This window comes from Nonomuraea sp. NPDC003709, from assembly GCF_040610775.1.
Taxonomy (GTDB): Bacteria; Actinomycetota; Actinomycetes; order Streptosporangiales; family Streptosporangiaceae; genus Nonomuraea; species Nonomuraea angiospora_A.
Map to the genome: position 1 here is coordinate 1 of NZ_JBEXMW010000056.1, position 22,857 is coordinate 22,857.

Below are 22,857 nucleotides of genomic sequence, written 5' to 3' on the forward strand. Positions count from 1 at the left end.
CTGACCGCCATCGTCAAGGGCGAGCCGAACCACTGGTCGATCCGCGCCGGCAATGCCCAGTCGGGCAACCTGTCCACCTACTACAACGGGGCACGTCCCAACGTCGCGGGCTACAACCCGATGAAGAAGGAAGGGGCCATCATCCTCGGCATCGGCGGAGACAACAGCCACGGTTCCGCCGGCACCTTCTACGAGGGCGTGATGACCTCCGGCTATCCGACGGACGCCACCGAGAACGCGGTGCAGGCCAACATCGTCGCCGCCGGCTACAGGTGAACCCGCCGCCGCCCCCGGCCCACGCCGGGGGCGGCAAAGCCCGGGAAAGCGGGGCTTTCGACTCAACTGCCGTATGGCTACTATCAGGCACCAATCGCCTAGTTGGGTGATTGTCACCGATTGGTGAGGAGAGTGTCCTCCACGTGGCTGGATGGGGCAGGGCCGGGCGACGGCGGACGGAGACCGTGGGCGACGGGAGCGCGTCGTCCCAGCCGCGACGGCTGGCCGGTGCCCGCCGGCTGCCCCTGCGTACGGTGCTGCTCATCATCGTGTTCGTGCCGAGCCTGACCTTCACCCCGCTGCTGGCCTCGGGCATGTTCCAGCTGTCCTCCCAGTGGCGGGCCGAGAAGGCCCAGATGGATCTGGCCACCAAGACCGTCGGCGCACCCGCGTCCGACCTGTTCTTCAGCCTCCACAAGGAACGGCTGCTCACCGCGGAGACGCAGGCCGACCCCGGTGGCGCCGCGGCGGGCAAGCTCGCCAAGCAGCGCGCGGTGACCGACCAGGCCGTTAGCGCCTTCCGTCCCCTGACGGCCCTGGACACCGCCAAGGGGCCGGAGGGGCTCGGCGACGCCATCTCCCGTACCGACCGCAGCCTCAACCTCCTCGACGAGCAGCGCCGGGCGGTGGACGCCGGTTGGGCCAGCCCGCAGAAGGCGTTCGACTACTACAGCGGGGTCATCGAGTCGGACCTGCGCGTGCTGACCGTCCTCAGCCACACCGACGAGGGCGAGGTGAACAGCAGCGCGCAGACCCTGGTCGACCTGTTCTGGGTCGTCAACCTGATCGGCCGCGAGGACGCCGTCCTGGCCCGCGGCTGGAAGTCGGGGCACCTGACGAGGGACGAGTACGGCCTCGTCACCGACGCCGCCGGCACCAGGAAGCACCTCATGCGCTCCCAGGTGATCCCGAGCCTCATCGGCGACGAGAAGCGGTACGAGACGCTGATCACCGGCAAGGCGTGGATGGCCATGACCGCGCTGGAGGAGCGGCTGACCCCCTCAGGCGGCAACCAGGTGACCCTGCGCGGGGACAGCACCGGGTGGCGCTCCTCGGTGGACACGGTCACCGAGCAGGTGACGCAGCTCCTGCGGCTCCGACTCGCCGACGTCAGCAAGATCGGCTACGACCACGCCGGCATGCTCTTCGTCATCTTCATCAGCGTCACCAGCGTGGGCCTGCTCGCCCTGGGCCTGGTGATCTTCACCAGCTGGCGTCTCACCTCCATTCTTCGCCGGCGCATCCTCCACCTCCGCGAGGACGCCCAGGAGCTCCAGGAGCGGCTGCCCAAGGTGGTCGCCCGGCTGGAGCGCGGCGAGGACGTCGACGTGGACGCGGAAGTCCACATGCTCAAGCCCACCCCCGACGAGCTCGGCGAGCTGGGGCAGGCCCTCAACCTGGCCAGCCGCAGCGCGGTCTTCACCGCCGTGCGGCAGGCCGAACAGCACCGTGGCTTCCAGCGCATGCTCCAGCGCATCGCCCGCCGTACCCAGATCCTCATCGGCCTGCAGCTGAAGAAGCTCGACGAGCTGGAACGCAAGCACGAGGACCCCGAGGTGCTGGAGGGCCTGTTCGACCTGGACCACCTCACCGCCCGGCTGCGCCGCTACGAGGAGAACCTGGTGATCCTCGGCGGCGGGCAGCCGCAGCGCCGCTGGCGCAAGCCGGTGCACCTGCTCGACGTGCTGCGCGCCGCGCAGGGCGAGGTCCAGGACTACCGGCGGATCTCGATCGACGTCGAGGGCGAGTCCTGGGTGAGCGAGCGCGCGGTGGGACCGCTCGTCCACGTCCTGGCGGAGCTCATGGAGAACGCCACCACCTTCTCCAAGCCGATGACCCCCGTCGAGGTGCGGGCCGCACCGGTCAGCCGGGGCGTCGCCGTGGAGATCGAGGACCGCGGCCTGGGCATGGAGGCCGAGCAGTACGCCGCCGCCAACGCCCTGATGAAGTCGCCGCCGCAGCTCGACGTGATGACCCACGCCGACGACGTCCGGCTCGGCCTGTACGTGGTCGCCCGGCTCGCCGCGAGCCTGGGCCTCCAGGTGGAGCTGCGGTCGTCGGCCTTCGGCGGCACCCGGGTCATCGTGCTGCTCCCGGAAGCGCTGGTGGTGGACCGTCCGCGTGCGGTGCCCGAGGAGGCCGCCCCGGCCCCGGCCCCGGCGCCGGAGGCGGCCCGTCCGGAGCCTCGCCCGCAGGAGGAACCGGCGGACGGGCAGTTGCCGACCCGCTCCAGGGGACGCGCGATGGCGTACGTGACAGCGCCCACCGGAATCCCGGACGACGCCCTCCCGCCGTCCGCCCGCCGGCCGCTGCCCCAGCGGGTGCGCCAGGCCAGCCTGGTCACCGAGCTCAAGGTCCCGGCGAACGGGGACGAACAGACCGAGCAGGAGGCCTGGGCCCCACGCGATCAGCCCGGCCGATCCAGTGCGACAATCGGCGCGTTCCAGAGGCAGTCTCGCAGGCGCCGGACCGGTGATGACGCCTTCCAGCCCCGGCCGGACGGATCCCCCGAGCCCGGCTCACCCACGACGGAAGATCGATGATGACGCAGCGAACCACCGCCACCAACGCAGACCTGGACTGGCTCCTGGACGGTCTGGTCGATCAGGTCGCGGGCACCCGGCACGCCATCGTGCTGTCCGACGACGGCCTGGTGATCAGCCGGTCCCGGACCATCGAGCGCTCGGACGCCGAACGCCTCGCCGCGATCGCCACCGGCCAGCAGAGCCTGGCTCGCGGCGTGGGGCAGCTCTTCAGCGGCGGACCGGTGCAGCAGGTCATCATCGAGATGGCCGAGCTGTGGCTGTTCATCACGACCGCCGGCCGCGGCACTCATCTGGCCGTGGTCGCCTCCCAGGAGGTGGACGCCGAGCTGATGAGCGTCGCGATGCACACCCTCGTCCAGCAGGTCGGCCAGAAGCTGGGCACCGACGCGCGTACCCCGCAGGCCGATGACGCGGGGAGACGCGGATGAAGCACTGGACTGAGGGGTTCGACGACGATGACGCCGACGAGCCCCTTGTCCGCCCCTACACGATCACCGGCGGACGGACCGCCCCAGAACGGGACGACCTCACGCTGATCACGCTGGTGACCTCGCTCTCCGGCGTCTCCTCGCAGACCGGACGCGGGCTGCGGCGCATGCAGCCGGAGCACCGCACCATCTTCGCCTTGTGCGAGCGGCCGCTGGCGGTGGCCGAAGTCGCCTCGGCGCTGAACCTCCCGGTGTCAGTGACCAAGATCCTCATTGGCGATCTGATCGAGAACGGTCAGATGCGGGCCCGGCCACCGCTGGCCTTCGCCCAGGCGGGCGGCGGTCTTCCCGATGTGACAATTCTTGAGGCGGTGAGGGATGGCTTACGCAAGCTCTGACCAAGGGGACGACGCTCCCCTGGCGGTGAAGATCCTGATCGCCGGTGGGTTCGGCGTCGGGAAGACGACCATGGTCGGCGCGGTGAGCGAGGTCGCCCCACTGCGTACGGAGGAGTACCTCACCCACGCCAGCGTTGGTGTCGACGATCTGGACGGCGTGAGCGGCAAGTCCACCACCACCGTCGCGCTGGATTTCGGGCGCATCACCATCAACCGCGAGCTGGTGCTCTACCTGTTCGGCACCCCCGGGCAGGAACGCTTCTGGTTCATGTGGAACGACCTGGTGCACGGGGCGATGGGCGCGGTCGTCCTGGTCGACACCCGGCGGCTGGACGTGAGCTTCGCGTCGATCGACTTCTTCGAGAGCCGCGGCATCCCCTTCGTCGTCGGCGTCAACTGCTTCCACGGCGTCAAGGACCGGACGCCCGAGGAGATCCGCACGGCGCTCGACCTCGACCCGCAGGTGCCGCTGGTGCTCTGCGACGCCCGCGACCGGACGGCGGCCCGCGACGTGCTGCTCGCGCTCATCGACCACCTGCTGGCCGCCCGGCCCCGCACCGCACCGCACCCCGTGGCCTGACGCCTGTCATCTCCCGGCCGGTGCCGGGACCAGCGACGGGCGGCGGTCGATGCGGCGGCGGACCTCGTCGGTGCCGAAGTGGTAGTCGATGCGCCGGGTCGCCTCGGCCCAGTCGTCCATCGACCGAACCGCCGACAGGGCCTCCACCACCACGGGGTCGCTCCACCTTTCCACCGCGCGCTGCCACAGCGTGCCGGCGTCCTCGGTGAGGAGGCTGCCGACGGTGCCCTCGTAGATCGGCATCGCGCGCACCTCGCCGTCCGGCTCCACCTGCAGCAACGGGAAACCGTAGCGGCGCAGGGCGTTCGGATGCATCATCAGGACCATGTTGTCCGACGTCGCCACCTGCACCTGGCGGGGTGCGAGGGAACGCAGGCGTTCGACGTGCTCGCCGCTCACCAGCGTGCGCAGCTGGTCGAAGCTCAGCAGCTCGTGATCGGCGAACCCCTGCCGGCTCGCGAGCCCGGACGGCACCGCGGCGGCGAAGGTGAGGAAGCGCAGGTACGGGAAGCGAGGGGCGACCGTGCGGCAGAACTCCTCCAGCTGGTGGAGGTTGGACCGCAGGACCGCGTAGTCGACCCCGAACTCGACCGGGTCGAGGCCGTTGGCCACCCGCTCCTCCGAGAGGTCGTTCAGCAGGGTCAGCGCGTTCATCGCCCGCTCGAACGAACCGGCCCGCCCGCGGATCCGATCGTGCACCTCGGCGTCGGCCCCGTCGACGCTCACGGTGATCAGGGAGAAGACCCGGGTCACCTCCTCGGCCGAGCGGCGGTCGAGCGTCCATCCGCCGGTGTAGACGTTGACGCCCACCCCCGCTTCGCGGAGCCGGCCGGCGACCTTGGTGATGCCTCTGACCAGCAGCGGCTCGCCGCCGGCGAACTCCACCGCCCGCGGGCCGAAGGAGACGATCGCGTCGGCGACCTTGAGCATCTCGTCGTGGTTCAGCTGCCGGGCCGGCCGCCTGCCGGACTCGGAGTAGCAGTGCACGCATCGCAGCGGGCAGGCGTAGGTGACGTCCCAGACGATGTCGCTGGGCCCGTTCGGGATGCTCATGGCATGGTCCTTTTCTCGTTCGTGCGCCAGTGGCCGACCAGGTCGGCGTACAGGGGGGATCGGGTGAGCAGTTCCTGGTGCGTTCCGGCGGTCGTGGTGCCGCCGTCCATCAGCAGGACGCGCCGCGCTCTCATGGCGGAGCTGATGCGATGCGCGATGACGACGAGCGTGCCGTCGCGTCCGGCGAACGCCTCCTCAGCGCGCTGCTCGGCGGCCGGGTCGAGGTGGCAGGTGGCCTCGTCCAGCACGACGGTCCGCGCGGGTGAGGCGTGCACGCGGGCCAGGGCGATGAGCTGTTTCTCCCCGGCGGAGAGCGAGGAGGGCTCCTCGATGACGGCGTCGAGCCCGCCGAGCCGTTCGACCAGCGGCAGAGCTCCCACGGCGGCCGCCGCCGCCCGCAGCCGCGCGTCGGTGTCCGCGCCGAGGTAGGCCAGGTTCTCGCGGACGGTTCCGGCGAAGACGTACGCCTCCTGGGGCACGAGGGCGATCATCGTGCGCAGGCGGCGTTCCGGAGTCTCGTCGAGCGGGAGTCCGCCGAGCACGATCCGGCCGCCGGTCGGTGGCAGGAGCCCGGTCAGCAGCATCGACAGGGTGGACTTGCCGGCGCCGCTCGGGCCGACCACGGCCAGGTGCTCCCCCTCGGGGATCGTGAGGTCGAGGTCGCGAACGACCGGTGTCGCCCCGGGCGCGTAGCCGAAGGTCAGCCGTTCGGCGTCGAGCCGGTGCCCGAGCGGGCCGGGCCCGGTCCCGGTCCGCGGGGAGGTCACCGGCACGGTGACGGACTCGGCGATCCTGCGCAGCGTGACGGCGAGGGCCACTCCCCACCCGCCGACCGTGCTGATGAGCATGCGCAACGCCGGGTCGAGCCCGGTGGCCAGGTAGGTCACCGCGCCGATGACCTCTCCCGCGCTGAGGTGGCCGCCGTCGACCAGCGGACGGGCGGCGATCAGCAGGACGAGCAGCGGGACGTGGACGCCGAGCGTGACGACCAGCCGCCGGCCGGTGCCCGCCCAGGCCATCGACATGGTGGCCGCCACCTGCGCGGAGACCGCGGCGTCCACCGTCGCGCGGGCCTGGTCGTGGGCTCCGCAGGCGGCGACGTCCCGCAGTCCGGACAGGATCGGGGTGGCCTCGGCCGTGAGCCGCTCGTCGGCCAGGATCAGCGCGCGTTGCCGGCTCGCCAGCGTACGCAGTAGCCAGGCGAACACGGCCAGGGCCAGCACCACCGGTCCCACGGCGATGGCGGCCGCCGGCGGAGAGAGGGCCAGCAGCCCCACCAGCGCGGCGATCAACGACATGCCGAGCTGGCGGCTGCTGCGCAGGAGGGCGGACACCAGGTTCCGCACCGTTTCCACCTGCGCGGTGAGCCGGTTGACGGCGGCGGTGTCGGGTGGTTCGGCGCCGCCGGCCGCGCGGGTCACCGTGGCGGTGACGACGGCCCGTACGAGGTCGTCGCGCAGCGGTTCGACGACCTTGGCCAGGACGGGGAGCGTCAACCGGGTGGCCACCGCCTTGAGCGACATGACGCCGGCCAGCAGCCCGAGCAGGGCGAGTCCGGTCCCCGGCCGCCCCGCCAGGAACCCGCGGTCGATGGCGGCGGCGATGAGCAACCCGGACAGCAGCGTCGGAGCCGATTCGACGGCGGACAGGGCCAGGGCGACCGCCAGCGGGCGCTTGCGCGGCCGGAGCAGGGCCAGCAGCAGGCGCGGCGCGCTGAGCGTGCGCGGCCCCAGGAGCGGGGTCAGCGAAGCACCGGACACGTCTCCTCCTTCCCACTGGTTTCCTCGGCGGCGAACAGGGCTCGGTAGGACGGGTCGTTCCAGAGCTCCCGGTGTGTGCCCTGAGCGCTGATCCGGCCGTTCTCGAGCCAGACGACCAGGTCGGCGTGGGCGGCGGTCGTCGCCCGGTGCGCGACGACCAGGCGGGTGCGTCCGCGCATCCCGTCCACGAGGGTGCGGGTCACCTGGGCCTCGGTCGCGGTGTCGAGGCTGGAGGTGGCGTCGTCGAGCACGGTCACCCGGGCGCGCCGTACGAGCGCGCGGGCCAGGCCGAGGCGCTGGAGCTCGCCGCCGGACAGCGGCGCGCCCGCGGCCGGGGTGTCGTACCCCTGGGGGAGCCGGCGGATGACGTCGTCGACGCGGGCGGAGACGGCGGCCTCCTGTACGGCGGCAGGGCTGGTCCCGGACCGCCCGTAGGCGATGGCCGAGGCGAGGTCACCGCCGAGGAGCGCTGGGCGTTCGAAGGCGTAGGCGACGACGTCGCGCAGCGCGTCGGGGGCGAGCTCGGCCAGGGGCCGGCCGTCGAGCAGCACCTGCCCGCGGTCGGGGTCCAGCAGCCTGCCCGCCACCATGGCCAGCGTCGTCTTGCCCGCGCCGGACGGCCCGACGACGGCGGTCAGCGATCCTGCGGGAAGCTCCAGGTCGATCCCGTCGAGCAGCCGGGCGCCGTCCCGCGTGACGGTGACGCCGCGGAACGACAACGTGCCGGGACCTTCGGGGGCCGGGCGCGTACCGGGGGCCTGGGTGGGCAGAGCGAGCACCTGCGAGACCCGCCGCGCCGCCGAGCGGGCCTGCGCCACGCTCATCACCGCGTCGACGTGTTCGATGAACGACAGGCCCAGCGTGGCGTACCCGGCCACGGCCAGCAGCTGCCCGGGTTCGAGGCGGCCGGCCACGACGCCGAGGCCCGCCACGGCGAGGACCGCCACCTCCATGAGCGGCAGCACCAGGCCGATCCGCCACCCGCCACGGGCCTGGGCCCGCCACAGGGCGTGCCCGGTCTCGGACAGTTCGGGCAGCGGGGTGAGCACACGGGCGATCTCGCGGTCGGCGGTGCCGGAGGCCCGCACGGTACGGATGCCCCCCAGGGTGTCGGTGAGCCGCGCCGCCAGCCGGCCCTGCGTCTCCTGGTAGCGGTCGTACAACCCGGACATCCGGGAGACGAACATGAGGATGATCACGAGCGCGACGGGCAGGCCGGCCACGAAGGCGAGCCCGGTGCGCCAGTCGATGAGGAAGAGCGCGATGATGCCGCCCGCCGCGGTGACGAGCCCGGCGGCGGTGTCCAGCAGGGCCAGCGGGACCTGTCCGGCCCCGGCGGTGTTGCTCACGAGCCGGTTGGCCAGCTCCCCGGTCGGGAACCGGCGGGCCTCCCCGACGCCGAGGCGCAGGATGTGGCCGGTGAACCGCAGGCGCAGCGTGGAGGTCGCCGAGGCGTTGGCCGCGGCGCCCGCGACGTGGCACACCAGGTCGGCGAGCGTCATGACGGCCAGGACCAGGGCCAGCCGCGCCGCCGCGGCGAGCACGTCCTCGCCCGCGAGCACCCTGTCCACCGCGGCGGCCAGCAGGGCGGGCATGGCCAGAGTCGCGGCCGAGGCGGCGGCGGTCGCGGCGGTGACCACCGCCAGCGGCCGCCAGGCGCGCCGTGCGAGAGAGGCGAGCAGGCGGTCGCCGTGCTTGAGCGTCACCCGCTCCCCGGCGGTGCCTGCCACGGGATCCGGCATCCTTCCTCTCCTCTCTCGACGGCCCTCTCTGCGGACCTCTCGACGGCCCTCTCTACGGACCTCTCAACGGACCCGGAGGGCCACCGCCGGCGGCGGTGACCCTGGGATTTCACTAGGACAGGCTGAGGGTGATGAAACAGGTCTCATCGCCCTCGCACGTCATGCCGAAGCAGCTCAGCGTGCAGGGGTACAGCCAGGACTCTTCTGCGGCCGGGAGCATGTCCAGGGCCTTGATGTCGATTTCCATCAGACGGTGATCCAGCAGCTGTCGTTCTTGCACGAGATGAAGCACGTGATGACGCAGGGCCACAGCGAGGTCTCCTCGGCGGCCGGGAGCATGTCGAGAGCCTTGATGTCGATTTCCATGGTGTTCTCTCCTTCAGTAATGGGGATTTTTCGTCAGATGGTGACCCAGCAACTGTCCTTGCAGGTCTTGACCTCGCAGGTGATGAGACAGGGCCACAGCGCGGCCTCCTCGGCGGCCGGCAGCATGTCCAGGGCCTTGATGTCGATTTCCATCGCGTTCTCCTTTCTTGGGTGGTTGCCGCTCGTTTCGAGACGGCGTGGAGTACCGGCCCGCGTCGACGGGCCGGAGTCTGTGAGCGCCCGCTAGGCGGTGACGGGCCTGCCGCTCAGGAAGTCGATGAGCAGGCCGGTGACCAGGTGTCCGTCGCCGGAGGCCAGCGGGTCGTGGTCGGCCACGGGGATCTCCAGGTAGACCGGTGGCACCGGCTGACCGGCCGCCAGCAGCCGGCCGTGCAGCCGCCGGGAGTGAGTGACCGGGATGATCGAGTCCTGCAGGCCGTGGATGATCATGATCGGCAGGCGCATCCGGTCCGCCAGCCGGGCCAGGTCACGCGGGCCGAGCTCGTCGTCCGCCTCCGCGCAGCCGCCGAGCCGATCGAGCAGCGTGCGTACGCGCTGCGCTCCGTCCTGGTACAGGTCCCGCCCGGACAGGAACGGCGCGATGACCGCGGCCCTGGTCCACAGGTCCGGCTCCGCGGCGGCGGCCAGCAGGGCCAGGTAGGCGCCGTAGCTGATGCCGTACAGCATGGGCCGTTGCCGGCCCGGGCCGCGCGCGTCGGCCAGCGTGCGCCCGAGCTGCAGGATGTCCGCCAGGTCGGGGCCGCCCCACGCGCCGTGGATGGCGTCGCGGTGCGCCTCGCCGTAGCCGGTGCTCCCCCGCTGGTTGGGCGCGACCACCGCCATGCCCGCCGCGGCCATCCGCTGGAACAGCGGGTCGAACCCGAAGGGCCAGGCGGCTTCCGGGCCGCCGTGCAGCGCCAGGACGACCTGCTCGCTCGTCGCCGGGTCGCCGTACACGATGGCCTCGATCGGCCCGGCCGGGCCCTGGTGGTCCACCGTACGGGCCGGTGCCCAGCCGCCCGCGTGCTCCTCGGCGGCGGCCCGCGCCCGGGGCCGGAGCGGATCGGTCAGGGTGACCACGCCGAGCGGGCGGTCCGGCGTGCTGTGCAGCAGGTGCAGCCCGCCGGTGGTCCAGCGCGCCAGCGGCTGCAACGTCCCGGCCGGCAGCTCGGCCTCGACGGGGGTGTCCGCCGCGAGGTCGTGCAGCAGCAGGTCGGAGCGGCTGCGGCGGACGACCGACAGGGCCAGGTGCCGCCCGTCGGGGTCCAGGGTCAGCGGTGCGACGGTGCCCTCGACGCGGTTCAGCCGCTCGGGGAACGCCGTCGGCGCCGGGTCGTCGCGGTGCCGGACGCCGAGCCGGAACGCTCCACCGCGTTGTGCCGCGGTGAGCAGCACGCCGGTGCGCGGCGCGGCCATGAGCAGGTGCTCGCCGTCCGCCAGCCCGTCAAGTGCCGTCAGAAGACCGGTGGCGAGGTCGAGGACGAGCGTGCCGCCGGTGCCCGGCTCGGGGCGGGCCAGCGCGAGCCGCCGGCCGTCCTCGTCGAGCCAGACTCCCCCGCCGACCGCACCGGTCAGCCTGGCGACCTGCTCGGGAGCCTCGGCGCGCCCAGACACGCGCCACACCGTGGTGCGTCCGTCCGCGCCGCTCTCGAACAGCAGGGCGGCGGTGCCCGGCGCGACACCGGCGACGAGCCTGAGCCCTCCGCTGCGCGGGGTGAGCAGCTCGTACTCCTCGGCCGGCGCGCCGTCCGGGCCGGGGACGGCGAGCAGCAGTCGCGCCGACCCCTTGCCGTGACGGCACAGCAGCACGCCGCCGTCTCCGGTGGGGAGCGGGAGCGTCCAGGAGGTCTCGCCTTCGCGGGTGGGTAACAGGCGGGGCCGCGGCGCGGGACCGGTGAGGTCCCACAGCTCCGGCATGAGCTTGTCACGGCCGTACGCGGCCAGGCAGGTGGCATGGCGCCCGTTGCCGGAGAACCTGAAGCTGATCCGCCTGAGTTCCGTGGGCAGGGTGGTGACGGTGCTCATCGCGCGGCCACCTCGTCGGAGACCATCCACGGGCGGGGACCGCCGTGGCGCAGCCGCCACAGGAAGGCGAGCACCCCGGCCAGCCCGGTGTTCCAGCCGAACGTCACCTCAAGGGCGTTCTCGTCGGGCACCACGAGCAGCCCGTCGCGCACGGTGGCGCGCGTCCACAGCACGGCGGCCAGTTCCTCGGCCTGCTCGTGGTAGATCGGATCGTCGGCCAGCTCCGCCAGGTCCAGCAGGAACTGCCCGTCTCCGGCCAGGCCGTGGCAGGCCGCGGTGCCGGAGCGCAGCCGGTGGCCGTGCACCGCCCTGGCGGCGGCCCTGGCCACCTCCAGCGCGTCCCAGTCGCCGGTGACCGTGTGCAGGCGCACCAGGAACGTTCCGATCCCCGAGGATCCGTTGCACCAGTGGGGCATCTTCGCCCCGCCGTGCGGGCCCTCCCCCCACCAGGCCGCCTCACCGTGGTAGTCGACCGCGTCCAGCAGGGTACGGCCCGCCGCGACGGCGGTCTCCAGGCAGTCCTCGCGCCCGAGCGCGACGCCGGCGGCCAGCAGGTACGCGCCGATCCCGGCGACGCCGTGGGCGAAGCCGTAGTGCACGACGCCCGCCAGCGCGGAGTCGAAGTCCTTGGGGATGGGCCACAGCACCGTGTCGGAGGTGCGCTGCGCGACCTTGAGGAGCTCGTCGGCGCAGTCGCTCGCCCGGTCGCGGAATCTCGGGTCGCCGGTGGCGTTCCACAGGTGCAGCAGCGCCGTCCCGGTCCCGGCCAGGCCGTGGCAGATGTCCGGGTTCGGCCAGCTGACGGGCAGGTCGAGGGCGAGGTCCAGACCCGCCGAGCGGATGTTGTGGTCGTCGAGCGCCGCACCCGCCTCGTACAGGGCCCAGGCCATGCCGGCCCGGCCGAAGTACAGCCCCGGCGAGGGGCGGTGTTCGCCCGCGAGGCGGTGGATCATCCAGTTCGCGCCGTCGCGCAGGGCGGTCGCGAGGGATTCCTGAGGGGAGGTCCTCAGCACGGAGGCCATCAGCTGGAGCACGCCGGCCGCGCCGTACTGCACGCCGCAGGGGTCGGCGGTGGCGCCGTACCCGGTGCTGGGCCACAGCCGCGCGTCCCCGCCCATGGTGCGCAGGGTGTACGCCAGCCCGTCGTGCAGCAGCCGGTCCTGGTCGGCCGTGGCGAGCCGGTAACCGTTCCCCGCCTCCGGACCGGTGGTCAGGCCGTCCAGGAACGTACGGACCCTGGCCAGGTCCCACCGCCGGGCGGGATCCTCCGCCATCAACCCCAAGATCATGGGAGCCAGCTCGGTGGCCACGGGATCGCCGGCGACGGCCACGTCGACCAGCGTGCGCACCCGGGAGTCCCACGGTCTGGCGTGCTCGTCCTGATCCTTGACCAGCATCGGCTGGCAGGAGGTGACCAGGTAGAACACCGTCGCGCCCAGCGCGTACAGGTCCACTTCGACGCCGGGGCAGGGCCCGAGGGCGGGGGAGTTCTCCTGCTCCGGCGGCGCGTAGCCGGGGGTGTGGGTGCGCCCGACCAGGGTGCCGGGCCTGGCCGCGGTCTCCAGGTCGATCAGCCGGCAGTCGCCGTCCTCGGTGACGATGATGTTGTTCGGGGTCAGGTCGCGCACGATGTAGCCGCGCTCGTGGACCGTCGCCACCAGCTCGACCAGGCGCCCCACCAGGCCCAGCACCGTTTCGCGCCAGCGCGGGTCCGGGCCCTCGGCTCCGCGCTCGCCGGCCCAGACGGTGAGCACGGTCCCCTCGATGCGCTCCTGGACCAGGAACAGGTTGTCATCCTTGTCGAACAGCGTCACCTTGCGCGCCGTGACGCCGAGCGGCCCGAACAGGTCGAGCATCCGCCATTCGTGGCGCAGCGCGTCGCGCTCGTCATGTCCGTTCATTCTGGCGCCGACGTGCGGCCGGGCCTGCTTGACGATCACGTTCCCGCCGGTGTCGCGGTCCTCGGCCAGGAAGACCCCGCCCTTGGCGTTGTGCCGTACGGCCTGGCGCACCACGAACCGGTCGGCCAGCAGCACCGCCTGCGGCGCGGCCACCCGTACCGGAGCCTTGCCCGACTCGAACGGACAGGGCGCCCACGAGGGCGGCGAGTACCAGGCGTTGCGCTTGTCGGTCACCTGGGTGCCGTCGGGGGCGGTCAGCTGCGAGGCGTAGGAGCCGTCGTTGTCCAGCACGGAGGGAGCGGAGAACACCCCGTAGCGGTAGTGGACCAGGCTGCCCGGCTTGTACGCGCGATCGGACAGGATGGGCGGCCCGGGCAGGCCCAGGGTGGCGGCGTGCAGCTCCTCGGCGATCACGGTCGCCGCCCGGTCGTCGGGCGGGTAGACGGTGATGAACTTGCCCACCGACCCGCGGTCCTGCTCCCTGGCCACCAGGCCGGACAGCTCGGCCAGCGTCGCGGCGAACTTGAGCGAGCAGCGGTGCCGCGCCAGCACCTCCACCGCGCGCGCCAGCACCACCGGCGCCGACAGCGGCGTCGCCGAGACGTGCAGCTTCCAACCCTGCGCCCGGTTCGCCGCGCCTGCCGGAGTCACATACGTCCACGGCCTGCGGGTGCGGATCTCCCAGGCGTCCTCCTGCTCACCGGTCGCCGCCCGGCCCAAGGCCGCCTTGGCGACGTCCTCCAGGACGTGCCGATCCACGCCGGTCTGGTCTTCCCCCACGTTGCTCCCCTATCCACTGGATGATCAGCGCGGGCCCGGGGCCATCGGCTGATCGACATCAGGTATAGGCGTGGGGACTTGTAGCCATCTTGGACAGGAGTTGGAACCGGTTGGGCGTCGTCTTGCCTGACTCTCCCCGCTCGCTTGGCTGCGGCTGCTCACCTGCCGATATCGTCATCGGGTGGACAACGATGACGCTTACATCTCGTCACCGGACGCCGACGTCGTATACCTCTTCACCTTGGGCATCGGCGTGATGCTGGTCCTTCTGCCCACGCTGATATGGCTGGCCATGGTGTTGCTGCGTCGCCCTGGACAGCGCAATGGCCACCCCCCGCGATCGGGGAGTGGCCATTGACGTCTCGCTCTTAATCGCAGTGTTCGAAGCCACTGGTGTAGGAACTGCTGCCGACCGAGCCGCCCCACTTGACGCACTGCCCGGCCGCGTCGCGCCTGACGGGACCCGCGTAGTAGTCGTAGCTGCCCGAGTCGGTCGTCCTGCTTTCGTTCTGCGGCTCCAGGAAGGCCGACACCGCCGACGCCGAGCCGAGGTTCGTCGACTTCAGCGTCACGACGCAGTTGTAGCCGTTACCCGAGTTGTAGAGCAGGTACGTGCGGCCACCCGTGAGAGCGGCCGAGTCGATGACCGAGTAACCGCTGCCGCAGACCTCCTCAGGGGTGTAGGGGTTGCTGCTGCCGCAGCCGTTGGTGCTCGTGATGGCCTTCTTCTGGCCCAGGGACACGGTCACGCCGTCCACGGTCGGGCTGGTGTCCATCGCACCGGTGGAGGTCCGCTGTTCGTAGTGCAGGTGCGGCGCGTTCGAGCCGCCCGTCGAGCCGACGGTCCCGATCACGGTGCCCTGGCTGACGGTCAACGTGCTGCCGGCCGACCTCACCATGGTCGCCAGGTGGGCGTAGCGGGTCCTGGTGCCGTCGCTGTGCCGGATCTCTATCCACTTGCCGTAGCTGGTGCTTCCCGCGTCGCTGAAGGTCGCGGTGCCCGCGGCGGTGGCACGCACGGTCTCGCCGTTGATGTCGTCGCCCCCGTAGTCCTGCCAGTCGATAGAACCGGACGGGTTGTGGGCGGGGGTCCCGGTCCAGTTGTTGGCGTAGAAGGTCTTTCCGCAGTTGAACGGGCTCTTGTGAGACACAGCCAGGACGCCGGCGTCCTGCGCTGAGGCGGCCTGGGGAATCAGCGCTGCCGCGACGGTGACCAACAGGACGGTGATCGCGGGTTTGAGGGCTTTCGGCCAGGTCGGCCTGCCGATTGTGGGCATGCTCACCTCTCTGAACAGGTGCTGTGGGGGGATACGGTGGGGCACCCAGTTCCAATGGTGTCGATTTGCGACATGGCAGCATTTCGACACCTCACCGCCCGTGGGGGAGGGCGGTCGATCATGAAGATATCCCTGAAAGTTCTCTTCATCAATCTCTACGGAGATGAAATTTTGCGGCTCTTCAACTTGCCGTCAAGTACTTATCAAAACCGCAGCCCACTTCGGCCAATCCGATGGTGAGCCTAGTTTATGTACGCCCAAAATTATAGATTTGGCCACCCCTTATTTAAGGGCCTCTTTGCCGGTCGGATGGGGCGCATGAATGCACATGAGCCCCTACGGGAACGACGGGCCGTGGCCACCTCGCCGAGGACCTCGCGGGAGCCCGGTATCCGTCCCGGACCTAGCCGTACCGGCCGCTCGAGAACGGGCGCAGGGCGGCGGTGACGTCGTCCGCGAGCCGGTCCACCTCGTCGGCAGCCAGGGTCGAGACAGTGAGGCGGATGGCGGGCGGCGTGGCGATGCGGTTGCGGGCGCCGGGCGCGACGGCCCAGCCGCGGGCGAGCAGGCGGGTGATCGCGGTGGCCTCGTCCGGGACGGGCACCCACACGTTGAGCCCGGTGCGCCCGTGCGCCGGGATGCCGCGCCCGGCCAGCGCCGTCACCAGGCCGTCCCTGCGCCGCGCGTAAGAGGCCGCCACCGCCGCCGTGTCCACCGCGTCCGTACGCCAGAGGTACGCGACGGCGCGTTGCAGCAGGTGACTGACCCAGCCCGCGGCCAGGCGCTGGCGGCCGCGCAGCCGGCCGAGCGTGACCGGGTCGCCGGTGGTCAGGGCGACGCGTAGATCGGGGCCGAAGGCCTTGGCCGTCGAACGCGTGAGCACCCAGCGCTGCGTGACCCCCGCCAGCGGGTGCAGGGGAAGGTCCACGAAACCGGCCCCGTGGTCGTCTTCGATGAGCAGCACCCCCGGGTACGCCGCCAGCACCTCTCGCAGGGCCCCAGCACGTTCGGCGGAGACGGCGGCGCCGAACGGGTTCTGGGCGCGGGCCGTGATCACGACGGCTCGGACCCCGGTCCGCAGGGCCCGGCCGAGCTCGTCGGGCAGAGGGCCTTCGTCGTCCACCCGCATCGGCACGGGACGCAGCCCCATGACGCCGACCAGGTCGAGCAGGGCCGTCCAGCTCGGATCCTCCAGGGCCACCGCGTCGCCGGGGCGCAGCTGAGCGGCCAGCACCCGTTCGACCGCGTCGAGGGTGCCCGAGGTGATCGCCAGCGGGCCGGCCGGTACGCCGTCCGCGCGCAGGCGCTCGCCGGCCAGGGCGATCAGCTCCTCGTCGTCGCCCGTCCCGTACATGGCGGGCCGCTCCTCGTGCGCGCGGGCCGCGGCGGCGAGGGCGTCCCCCAGGGGCGGCAGCACGGCCGGGTCGGGGTTGCCCGTGGACAGGTCGCGCGCGCCAGGAGGCACCTCGATGCGGATCTCCTCCCGGAACGTGCTGGCCGGGCGCGGCCTGACCCGCGTGCCGCGCCGCCCGGCGGTCTCGATGACGCCGCGCTCGCGCAGCAGCCGGTACGCGGCCGCCGCCGTGTTGGGGCTGACCCCGGCCCGGGAGGCCAGCTCGCGCACCGGCGGGAGCAGCGCGCCTGGTGAAAGCCGCCCCTCCGACACGGCGGCCTCGACCCCGGCCGCAAGCTCGCTGGCAGTTCCACCTGCAATCAGGTACTTTTCTGACACAAAATCCATTATGTACTAATACAAAGAGGTATGGGGTGCTCATTCATCCTTGGGACGCGGCCCACGACGGCGACGAATGGCGGGCCTGGCTGCGTACGCGCGACTTCGGGCAACTGGCCGCGAACGGCGTGGACGGCGGCCCGCCGGTCGTGGTGCCGACGCATTTCCTGTTCGACGGCAGTGCGGTCGTGCTCCACCTGGCCAGGCCGAACCCGATCTGGCCCGCGCTGGAGGCCAACCCGGCCGTGGTGGTGACCGTGCACGACGACTACGCCTACATCCCGTCGGGCTGGCGCTCCGACACCCCGGAGACCGGCGTGCCGACCAGCTATTACGCCTCGGTGCAGCTCACCTGCCAGGCCCGGATCGTGGACGACAAGGAGGGCAAGGCCGAGATCCTGCGCCGCCAGCTGGCCCACCACGAGCCCGGCGGCGGGCACGGCGAGGTGGCCGCGGACGCGGGGCCGTACCGGAAGATGCTCTCGGCGATCCGGGGGCTGCGGCTGGAGGTGGTGGAGGTGCGGGCCAAGTTCAAGTACGACGACCACCGGCCGGTCGAGTTCCGCGAGCGGATCGCGGACGGGCTCGCCGAGCGGGACCTGCCGGGCGACGCGGGCGCGCGGGCCCAACAGCTCAGGCGGATGACCCACGCGCGGTGAGCGCCCGGGCGCAGCAACTCAGGCGGATGGCCTGAGGACGGTGAACTCCCGGGGCGGGCGCCCGAGGATTCGCTGGACCCCGTCGTGGAGCCGGGCGTACTCCCCGCGGCGGATGGCGTCGAAGGTCTCCAAGGACCAGTTCATGGCCGCTTCCGAGGCGCCCGCGGCCTTCGTCCGTTCCGTCCATCGTTCGACCGGCTCGTCGACGTACACCACGGTGCGCCCCGTCTCCCGCGAGACGATCGCGACGAGCTCGGGGTACGACAGGGCGCGCGGCCCCGCCAGCGGGTAGATCCGGCCCTCGTGCCCCGCGCCGGTGAGCACGGCCACCGCGACGTCGGCGATGTCGGCGACGTCGATCGGCGCGGTGTACGGCTCCGGCCCCAGCGGCAGCCGCAACTCCTCTTTCCCGGCCAGGGTCGCGAAGTTCTGCTGGAAGGCGCCGGGCCGCAGGATCGTCCATGCCGGCCCGGCCTCGCGCACGGCCGTCTCACGTGAGGCCATCGGCACGCTCCCGTACCCCGCGCTCAGCCCGGACAGCAGCACGACCCGCCACACTCCGGCCGCCCGCGCGACCGCGAGGAACGAGGCCACCAGCCCGGCCGGGAACACAGGGTCCTCGGGCGTCACCAGGTAGATCACGGAAACGCCCTCGACGACGGAACCCCAGGTACGCGCGTCGTCCCACTCGAAGCGCACCGACGCCGACCGGGAGGCCGCCCGTAACGGCACGCCCCGGTCCCGCAGCCCGGCGACGACGAGGCGCCCGGTCCTGCCCGTGGCACCCAGAACCAGAATCATGCAACCAGTAAACATCGGCTTGCCATTGCCAGTTGTTTCAGTCTAGTCTGAAATTACTGGCTAGAAAGCTGAACGTTAGGATGACCGCATGAGTACGCAGGGCGGCCCTGACCGCGAGCAGGTGCTCGAATGGGTCGAGCGGGTGGCCGCGTTCGTCTCCGAGGAATGGGGACTCGCCCCGATCACCGGCCGCGTCCTGGGCTGGCTCATGGCGTGCGACCCGCCGGCGCAGACCGCGAGCGACATCGCCGACGCCATCGGCGCGAGCCGCGCCTCGCTGACGACGAACATGCACCTCCTGACGTCCATCAAGCTCATCCGCAGGTTCCGCAAGCCAGGGGAGCGGAACGTCTACTACCAGATCGAGGACGACGCCTGGTCCAAGGTCATCCGGCAGAAGCTCGCCGCGTTCATCGCGTTCGACGAGCTGGCCGCGGAGGGCCTGCGACTCGGCTGGACCGACGAGGCGCAGACCAGGCGCATCGAGTCGGCCAGGACCGCCATCGCCGGCCTCGCCAAGGTGCTCGACCAGGCCTCCGACTGAAACCCAGAGCGGACGCGGCGGGCTCTCTGCGGCCACGCCGCCGTCCCGCCATGCCTTCTCACAAGGAAATCCCCATGGACGACTTGATCTCGGTCACCGCACTGACGAAGTCGTACGGCGCGACCCGCGCGCTCGACGGGCTCGACCTGTCCGTACGCGCCGGCGAAGTGCACGGCTTCCTCGGCCCGAACGGCGCGGGAAAGTCCACGACCATCCGCATCCTCCTCGGCCTCATCAGGGCCACCTCCGGCACGGTCAGGCTGCTCGGCGGCGACCCGTGGCGGCAGGCCACCGAACTGCACCGGCGTCTGGCGTACGTACCGGGCGACGTGACCCTGTGGCCCGCGCTCACCGGAGGCGAGGTGATCGACCTGCTCGGCCGGGCGAGGGGCGGGCTCGACCAGCGGCGCCGCGCCGAGCTGATGGACAGGTTCGAGCTGGACCCGCGCAAGAGGACCCGCGCCTACTCCAAGGGGAACCGCCAGAAGGTGGCGCTGGTCGCCGCCTTCTCCTCCGGGGCCGAGCTGCTGATCCTCGACGAGCCGACCGCGGGGCTCGACCCGCTGATGGAGGCCGCCTTCCGTACCAGCGTGGTCGAGGAGCAGCGGGCGGGACGCACGGTCCTGCTGTCCAGCCACCTCCTGTCCGAGGTCGAGGCCCTGTGCGACCGGGTCACGATCATCCGCGCAGGCCGAGCCGTGGAGTCGGGCACCCTTTCCGGCCTGCGCCACCTCACCCGCACCTCGATCACCGCCGACCTGGCGGGCTCCCCCGGCCCGTTGAGCGACCTGCCCGGCGTGCACGACGTGCTGGTCGAGAACGGCCGCCTCACGTGCCAGGCCGACTCCGACGCGCTCGACGGGCTGCTCGCCCGGCTGTCCACGATCGGCGTACGCGGCCTGACCTGCAGCCCGCCGAGCCTGGAGGACCTGTTCCTGCGCCACTACCAGGGGGCCGCGCGATGACCGTGCTGCTCGGGCTGGCCGCCCGCCGCGAACGCCTCCGCTCGGCCGTCTGGATCCTCGTCGTCGTCATGCTCGGCGCGGGCCTGGTCTCCTACATCGAGAGGTACTTCACCACCCAGGAGGCGCTGCGCGTGTACGCGCGGGTGATCTCCGAAAACCCGATCTTCCTCGGCCTCGGTGGCCCCGTCGCCGAACCCTCGGTCGGCGCGATGGCGGCCTGGCGCAGCGGCGGCCTGCTCTTCCTGCTCACCGCCTGGATGGCCCTGACCATCGTGATCAGGCACACCAGGGCGGAGGAGGAGTCCGGGCGGCAGGAGCTGATGTTGTCCGGCGTGATCGGCAGGGCCGCGCCGCTCACCGCGGCCCTCGTCACCGCGGCCGTCGCCGCGCTGGTCGCCGGGGCGCTCACCGCGGGCGTCCTCGTCGCGATCGGCATGGAGCCGGCCGGGTCGCTCGCGTACGGGGCCGCGATCACGGCGGCGGGGTGGGTTTTCGCCGCGATCGGCGCGCTGGCCTCCCAGCTCGCGCAGACCGCGCGCACCGCCACCACGCTCGGACTGCTCGCGCTCGGCGTCTCCTACGTGCTGCGCTACCTCGGTGACGCCTCGGGCACGACCTGGCTGACATGGAGCTCGCCGCTCGGCTGGAGCCACCTGGTGCGGGCCTACGCGGCCGACCGGTGGTGGCCGCTGATCGTGTCGCTGGCGGCGACCGGGGTCCTGCTGGCGCTCGCGTACGCGCTGTCCGCCCGTCGCGACCTGGACGCCGGCCTGCTCCCCGTACGTCCTGGGCCGGCCGCGGGGCCGTACCTGAAGGGGCCGTTCAGCCTGGCCTGGCGCCTCCAGCGCGGCCTGCTGGCCAAGTGGGCCGCGGGCGTGACGGCCGCCGCCGCGCTCTTCGCCGGCCTCAGCGGCGTCGCACCCCGCCTCGCGGACCAGCCCGGACGGGTCCTCGACACCTTCCTGCACCGGTACGGGGGTCCGTCGGGGGATCCGGTGGACGCGTACCTGTGGATCATCGTGCTCCTGCTGGCGTACACGGTCGCGCTCTACCCGGTGCTCGCCACGCTCCGGCTGCACCACGAGGAGTCCTCCGGCCACGCCGAGGCCCTGCTGTCCACCGCGGTGAGCCGGCTGCGCTGGGCGGCGGCGCACCTGGCCGTGGCCGCGCTCGGCACCCTGGCGCTGCTGGCCCTCGGCGGGTTCGTCACGGGGCTGATCTATTCGCTGGTCATGGGGGATCCGGCGGTGGGCCGGGTCCTGGCTGCGGCGCTGGAACACGTACCGGCCGCCTGGCTCGTCGGAGCGTTCGCCGCCTTCGCCGTGGGGGTGCTGCCGCGGGTGTCGGTCGCGCTCTCGTGGACGGTCTGGTGCGCGGTCGCCATGGTGGGCGACCTGGGTGGACCGCTGTTCGGGCTGTGGGGCTGGAGCCGCGTGGAGCCGTTCCACTACACGCCCAACACGGTGTCGGGCGAGCCGTTCACCGCGGCACCGGCGACGGTGATCCTCGCGCTGACCGCGCTGCTCGTCGCCACCGCCCTGATCCGCCTCCGCGACCGCGACCTGGGCTGAGCTGCTTGATGTCCGATTTCCACTAGTGGGCGCGGCGGCGGAGGCGGAAGAGTGGTCCGCGTGCTCACCGACGAAGACGCGTATTCCGTGCTCAGAAGCCGTGACGGCCGATTCGACGGCCGGTTCTTCGTCGCCGTCGTGACCACCGGCGTCTTCTGCCGCCCGAGCTGTCCGGCCGCCCTTCCCAAGCGCGAGAACGTCCGTTTCTACCCCTCCTCCGCGGCCGCCCTGGAGGCGGGCTTCCGCGCCTGCAAACGCTGCCGCCCGGACACCGTCCCCGGCTCCCCCGAGTGGAACGTCCGGGCGGACGTGGTGGGCCGCGCCATGCGGCTCATCGCCGACGGCCTCGTGGACCGCGAAGGCGTCGCCGGCCTGGCGTCCCGGCTCGGCTACAGCGAGCGCCAGCTGCACCGCCAGCTCACCGCCGACCTGGGCGCGGGCCCGCAGGCCCTGGCCCGTGCCCAGCGCGCGGCCACCGCCAGAACGCTCCTGGAGACCACGGACCTGCCCGCGAGCGAGATAGCGTTCGCCGCCGGCTTCTCCTCGATCCGCCAGTTCAACGACACCGTACGCAAGGTCTACGGCACGACCCCCACCGCCCTGCGGGGCACTCCCTCCGCCCGCCGCCCACCAGGCGCGATACGGCTACGCCTCACCTACCGCCCGCCCCTGGACCTGCCGGCCCTGTTCTCCTACCTCGCCACCCGCGCGATCCCCGGCCTGGAGGACGTCACCGCCCACTGCTACCGCCGCTCGCTGACCCTCCCGCACGGCCCCGGCCTCGTCACGCTCCGCCCCGCGCGCACGTACGTCTCCTGCGAGCTCCACCTGGAGAACCTGAAGGATCTGGCGGCAGCGGTACGGCGCTGCCGCCACCTCCTGGACCTGGACGCCGACCCTCGCGACATCTCCGACCACCTGACCCGCGACCCACGCCTCACCGCCGTGGTGGCGCGGACTCCCGGCAGGCGCGTGCCCCGCCAGGTGGACGCGGCCGAGATGGCGATCCGCGCGATCCTGAACGAGGAGACCCCCACCGGCCGATCCCGGCTCGCCCGCCTGGTCCGCACCTACGGCACCCGACTCCCCCATCCAGCGGCCGGCGTCACTCATGCCTTCCCCCGCATGGAGGCCCTGGCGAGCTCCGACGCGCCCGCCCCGGTCACCGCCCTGGCCCGCGCGTTGGCCGCCGGGACCCTCCACCTCGGCCCCGAAGCCGATCGCGACCAGGCCGAACGCGAGCTCCTGGCCCTGCCGGGCATGGACGTGGAGGCCGTGGCACGGATCCGCATGCGGGCCTTCGGCGACCCCGACGTCTTCCTCCCCTCCGACCCGGCCGTGCGGGAGGGACTGCACCGCCTCGGGCTGACGGCCGGGGACGCGCACCGATGGCGGCCCTGGCGCTCGTACGCGATGCAGCACCTGAGCACGCCACGCACCCACACCCCCTGAG

Annotated in this window: 22 protein-coding genes; 11 read left to right on the forward strand and 11 right to left on the reverse strand. The window is 72.2% G+C overall.

The window, feature by feature from the left end; genetic code table 11:
* From ABZX61_RS64220 to ABZX61_RS64240, 5 genes are all read left to right on the forward strand, one after another.
* Positions 1-276, forward strand: a 276-nt coding sequence (locus tag ABZX61_RS64220) for an arabinofuranosidase catalytic domain-containing protein (protein ID WP_355212768.1), incomplete at its 5' end; no start/stop codon positions are given.
* A gap of 143 nt (positions 277-419) precedes the next feature.
* Positions 420-2,819, forward strand: a complete 2,400-nt coding sequence (locus tag ABZX61_RS64225) for a nitrate- and nitrite sensing domain-containing protein (protein WP_355212770.1) — start codon at positions 420-422, stop codon at positions 2,817-2,819.
* Positions 2,819-3,250 carry a roadblock/LC7 domain-containing protein gene (locus tag ABZX61_RS64230; RefSeq protein ID WP_350742758.1) on the forward strand — a complete coding sequence of 144 codons (432 nt, stop codon included), beginning with the start codon at positions 2,819-2,821 and terminating at the stop codon, positions 3,248-3,250. Before ABZX61_RS64225 ends, ABZX61_RS64230 begins: the two co-directional genes overlap by 1 nt.
* Positions 3,247-3,648, forward strand: coding sequence for a DUF742 domain-containing protein (locus ABZX61_RS64235; protein ID WP_355212771.1), 402 nt, complete (start codon positions 3,247-3,249; stop codon positions 3,646-3,648). The genes ABZX61_RS64230 and ABZX61_RS64235 overlap by 4 nt, the downstream gene beginning before the upstream one ends.
* On the forward strand, positions 3,629-4,228 hold the full coding sequence (locus tag ABZX61_RS64240; protein ID WP_355212773.1) for an ATP/GTP-binding protein: 600 nt from the start codon (positions 3,629-3,631) through the stop codon (positions 4,226-4,228). Before ABZX61_RS64235 ends, ABZX61_RS64240 begins: the two co-directional genes overlap by 20 nt.
* Before the next feature lie 6 nt (positions 4,229-4,234).
* On the opposite strand, the gene ABZX61_RS64245 is transcribed toward ABZX61_RS64240, so the two are convergent.
* From ABZX61_RS64245 to lanL, 8 genes are all read right to left on the reverse strand, one after another.
* Entirely contained in the window at positions 4,235-5,281 is a 1,047-nt protein-coding gene (locus tag ABZX61_RS64245) for a radical SAM protein (protein WP_355212775.1), read from the reverse strand.
* Positions 5,278-7,041, reverse strand: a complete 1,764-nt coding sequence (locus ABZX61_RS64250) for an ABC transporter ATP-binding protein (protein WP_355212776.1) — start codon at positions 7,039-7,041, stop codon at positions 5,278-5,280. Before ABZX61_RS64250 ends, ABZX61_RS64245 begins: the two co-directional genes overlap by 4 nt.
* A complete protein-coding gene (locus ABZX61_RS64255; RefSeq protein ID WP_355212777.1) occupies positions 7,023-8,783 on the reverse strand; it encodes an ABC transporter ATP-binding protein in 1,761 nt (586 codons plus the stop codon). The genes ABZX61_RS64250 and ABZX61_RS64255 overlap by 19 nt, the downstream gene beginning before the upstream one ends.
* Positions 8,784-8,895: 112 nt before the next feature.
* Complete coding sequence (locus tag ABZX61_RS64260; RefSeq protein WP_350742717.1) at positions 8,896-9,030, reverse strand: ALQxL family class IV lanthipeptide; 135 nt, start codon at positions 9,028-9,030, stop codon at positions 8,896-8,898.
* The gene (locus ABZX61_RS64265) at positions 9,030-9,149 is read right to left on the reverse strand and encodes an ALQxL family class IV lanthipeptide (RefSeq protein ID WP_350742719.1); all 120 of its coding nucleotides are present in this window, start codon (positions 9,147-9,149) and stop codon (positions 9,030-9,032) included. Before ABZX61_RS64265 ends, ABZX61_RS64260 begins: the two co-directional genes overlap by 1 nt.
* A 33-nt stretch (positions 9,150-9,182) precedes the next feature.
* A complete protein-coding gene (locus ABZX61_RS64270; protein WP_350742721.1) occupies positions 9,183-9,302 on the reverse strand; it encodes an ALQxL family class IV lanthipeptide in 120 nt (39 codons plus the stop codon).
* Positions 9,303-9,392: 90 nt separating this feature from the next.
* Positions 9,393-11,174: a prolyl oligopeptidase family serine peptidase gene (locus tag ABZX61_RS64275; protein WP_355212779.1), complete on the reverse strand. Its 1,782-nt coding sequence runs from the start codon at positions 11,172-11,174 to the stop codon at positions 9,393-9,395.
* Complete coding sequence (gene lanL / locus ABZX61_RS64280; protein ID WP_355212781.1) at positions 11,171-13,855, reverse strand: class IV lanthionine synthetase LanL; 2,685 nt, start codon at positions 13,853-13,855, stop codon at positions 11,171-11,173. The genes ABZX61_RS64275 and lanL overlap by 4 nt, the downstream gene beginning before the upstream one ends.
* A gap of 181 nt (positions 13,856-14,036) precedes the next feature.
* Here lanL and ABZX61_RS64285 point away from each other — a divergent pair, with 181 nt between their 5' ends.
* On the forward strand, positions 14,037-14,213 hold the full coding sequence (locus ABZX61_RS64285) for a hypothetical protein (RefSeq protein ID WP_355212782.1): 177 nt from the start codon (positions 14,037-14,039) through the stop codon (positions 14,211-14,213).
* Positions 14,214-14,223: 10 nt separating this feature from the next.
* On the opposite strand, the gene ABZX61_RS64290 is transcribed toward ABZX61_RS64285, so the two are convergent.
* Both ABZX61_RS64290 and ABZX61_RS64295 read right to left on the reverse strand, forming a co-directional pair.
* Positions 14,224-15,132, reverse strand: coding sequence for a M23 family metallopeptidase (locus tag ABZX61_RS64290; RefSeq protein WP_355212784.1), 909 nt, complete (start codon positions 15,130-15,132; stop codon positions 14,224-14,226).
* Positions 15,133-15,535: 403 nt separating this feature from the next.
* On the reverse strand, positions 15,536-16,864 hold the full coding sequence (locus ABZX61_RS64295; RefSeq protein WP_355212786.1) for an aminotransferase class I/II-fold pyridoxal phosphate-dependent enzyme: 1,329 nt from the start codon (positions 16,862-16,864) through the stop codon (positions 15,536-15,538).
* A 35-nt stretch (positions 16,865-16,899) separates the two neighbouring features.
* Here ABZX61_RS64295 and ABZX61_RS64300 point away from each other — a divergent pair, with 35 nt between their 5' ends.
* Positions 16,900-17,523, forward strand: a complete 624-nt coding sequence (locus tag ABZX61_RS64300) for an FMN-binding negative transcriptional regulator (RefSeq protein WP_355212787.1) — start codon at positions 16,900-16,902, stop codon at positions 17,521-17,523.
* Between the two features lie 18 nt (positions 17,524-17,541).
* Here the strand turns inward: ABZX61_RS64300 and ABZX61_RS64305 are convergent, their stop codons facing one another.
* On the reverse strand, positions 17,542-18,324 hold the full coding sequence (locus tag ABZX61_RS64305) for an NAD(P)H-binding protein (protein WP_355212789.1): 783 nt from the start codon (positions 18,322-18,324) through the stop codon (positions 17,542-17,544).
* Between the two features lie 88 nt (positions 18,325-18,412).
* Between ABZX61_RS64305 and ABZX61_RS64310 the strand changes: the two genes are divergently transcribed.
* From ABZX61_RS64310 to ABZX61_RS64325, 4 genes are all read left to right on the forward strand, one after another.
* Positions 18,413-18,868 (forward strand): transcriptional regulator, encoded by a 456-nt coding sequence (locus ABZX61_RS64310; protein WP_355212791.1) that lies wholly within the window; start codon positions 18,413-18,415, stop codon positions 18,866-18,868.
* 74 nt (positions 18,869-18,942) lie between these two features.
* Entirely contained in the window at positions 18,943-19,833 is an 891-nt protein-coding gene (locus ABZX61_RS64315; RefSeq protein ID WP_355212793.1) for an ABC transporter ATP-binding protein, read from the forward strand.
* On the forward strand, positions 19,830-21,404 hold the full coding sequence (locus ABZX61_RS64320; RefSeq protein WP_355212795.1) for a polyketide antibiotic transporter: 1,575 nt from the start codon (positions 19,830-19,832) through the stop codon (positions 21,402-21,404). The genes ABZX61_RS64315 and ABZX61_RS64320 overlap by 4 nt, the downstream gene beginning before the upstream one ends.
* 60 nt (positions 21,405-21,464) lie before the next feature.
* The gene (locus tag ABZX61_RS64325) at positions 21,465-22,856 is read left to right on the forward strand and encodes an AlkA N-terminal domain-containing protein (protein WP_355212797.1); all 1,392 of its coding nucleotides are present in this window, start codon (positions 21,465-21,467) and stop codon (positions 22,854-22,856) included.
* Position 22,857 lies beyond the last annotated feature (1 nt).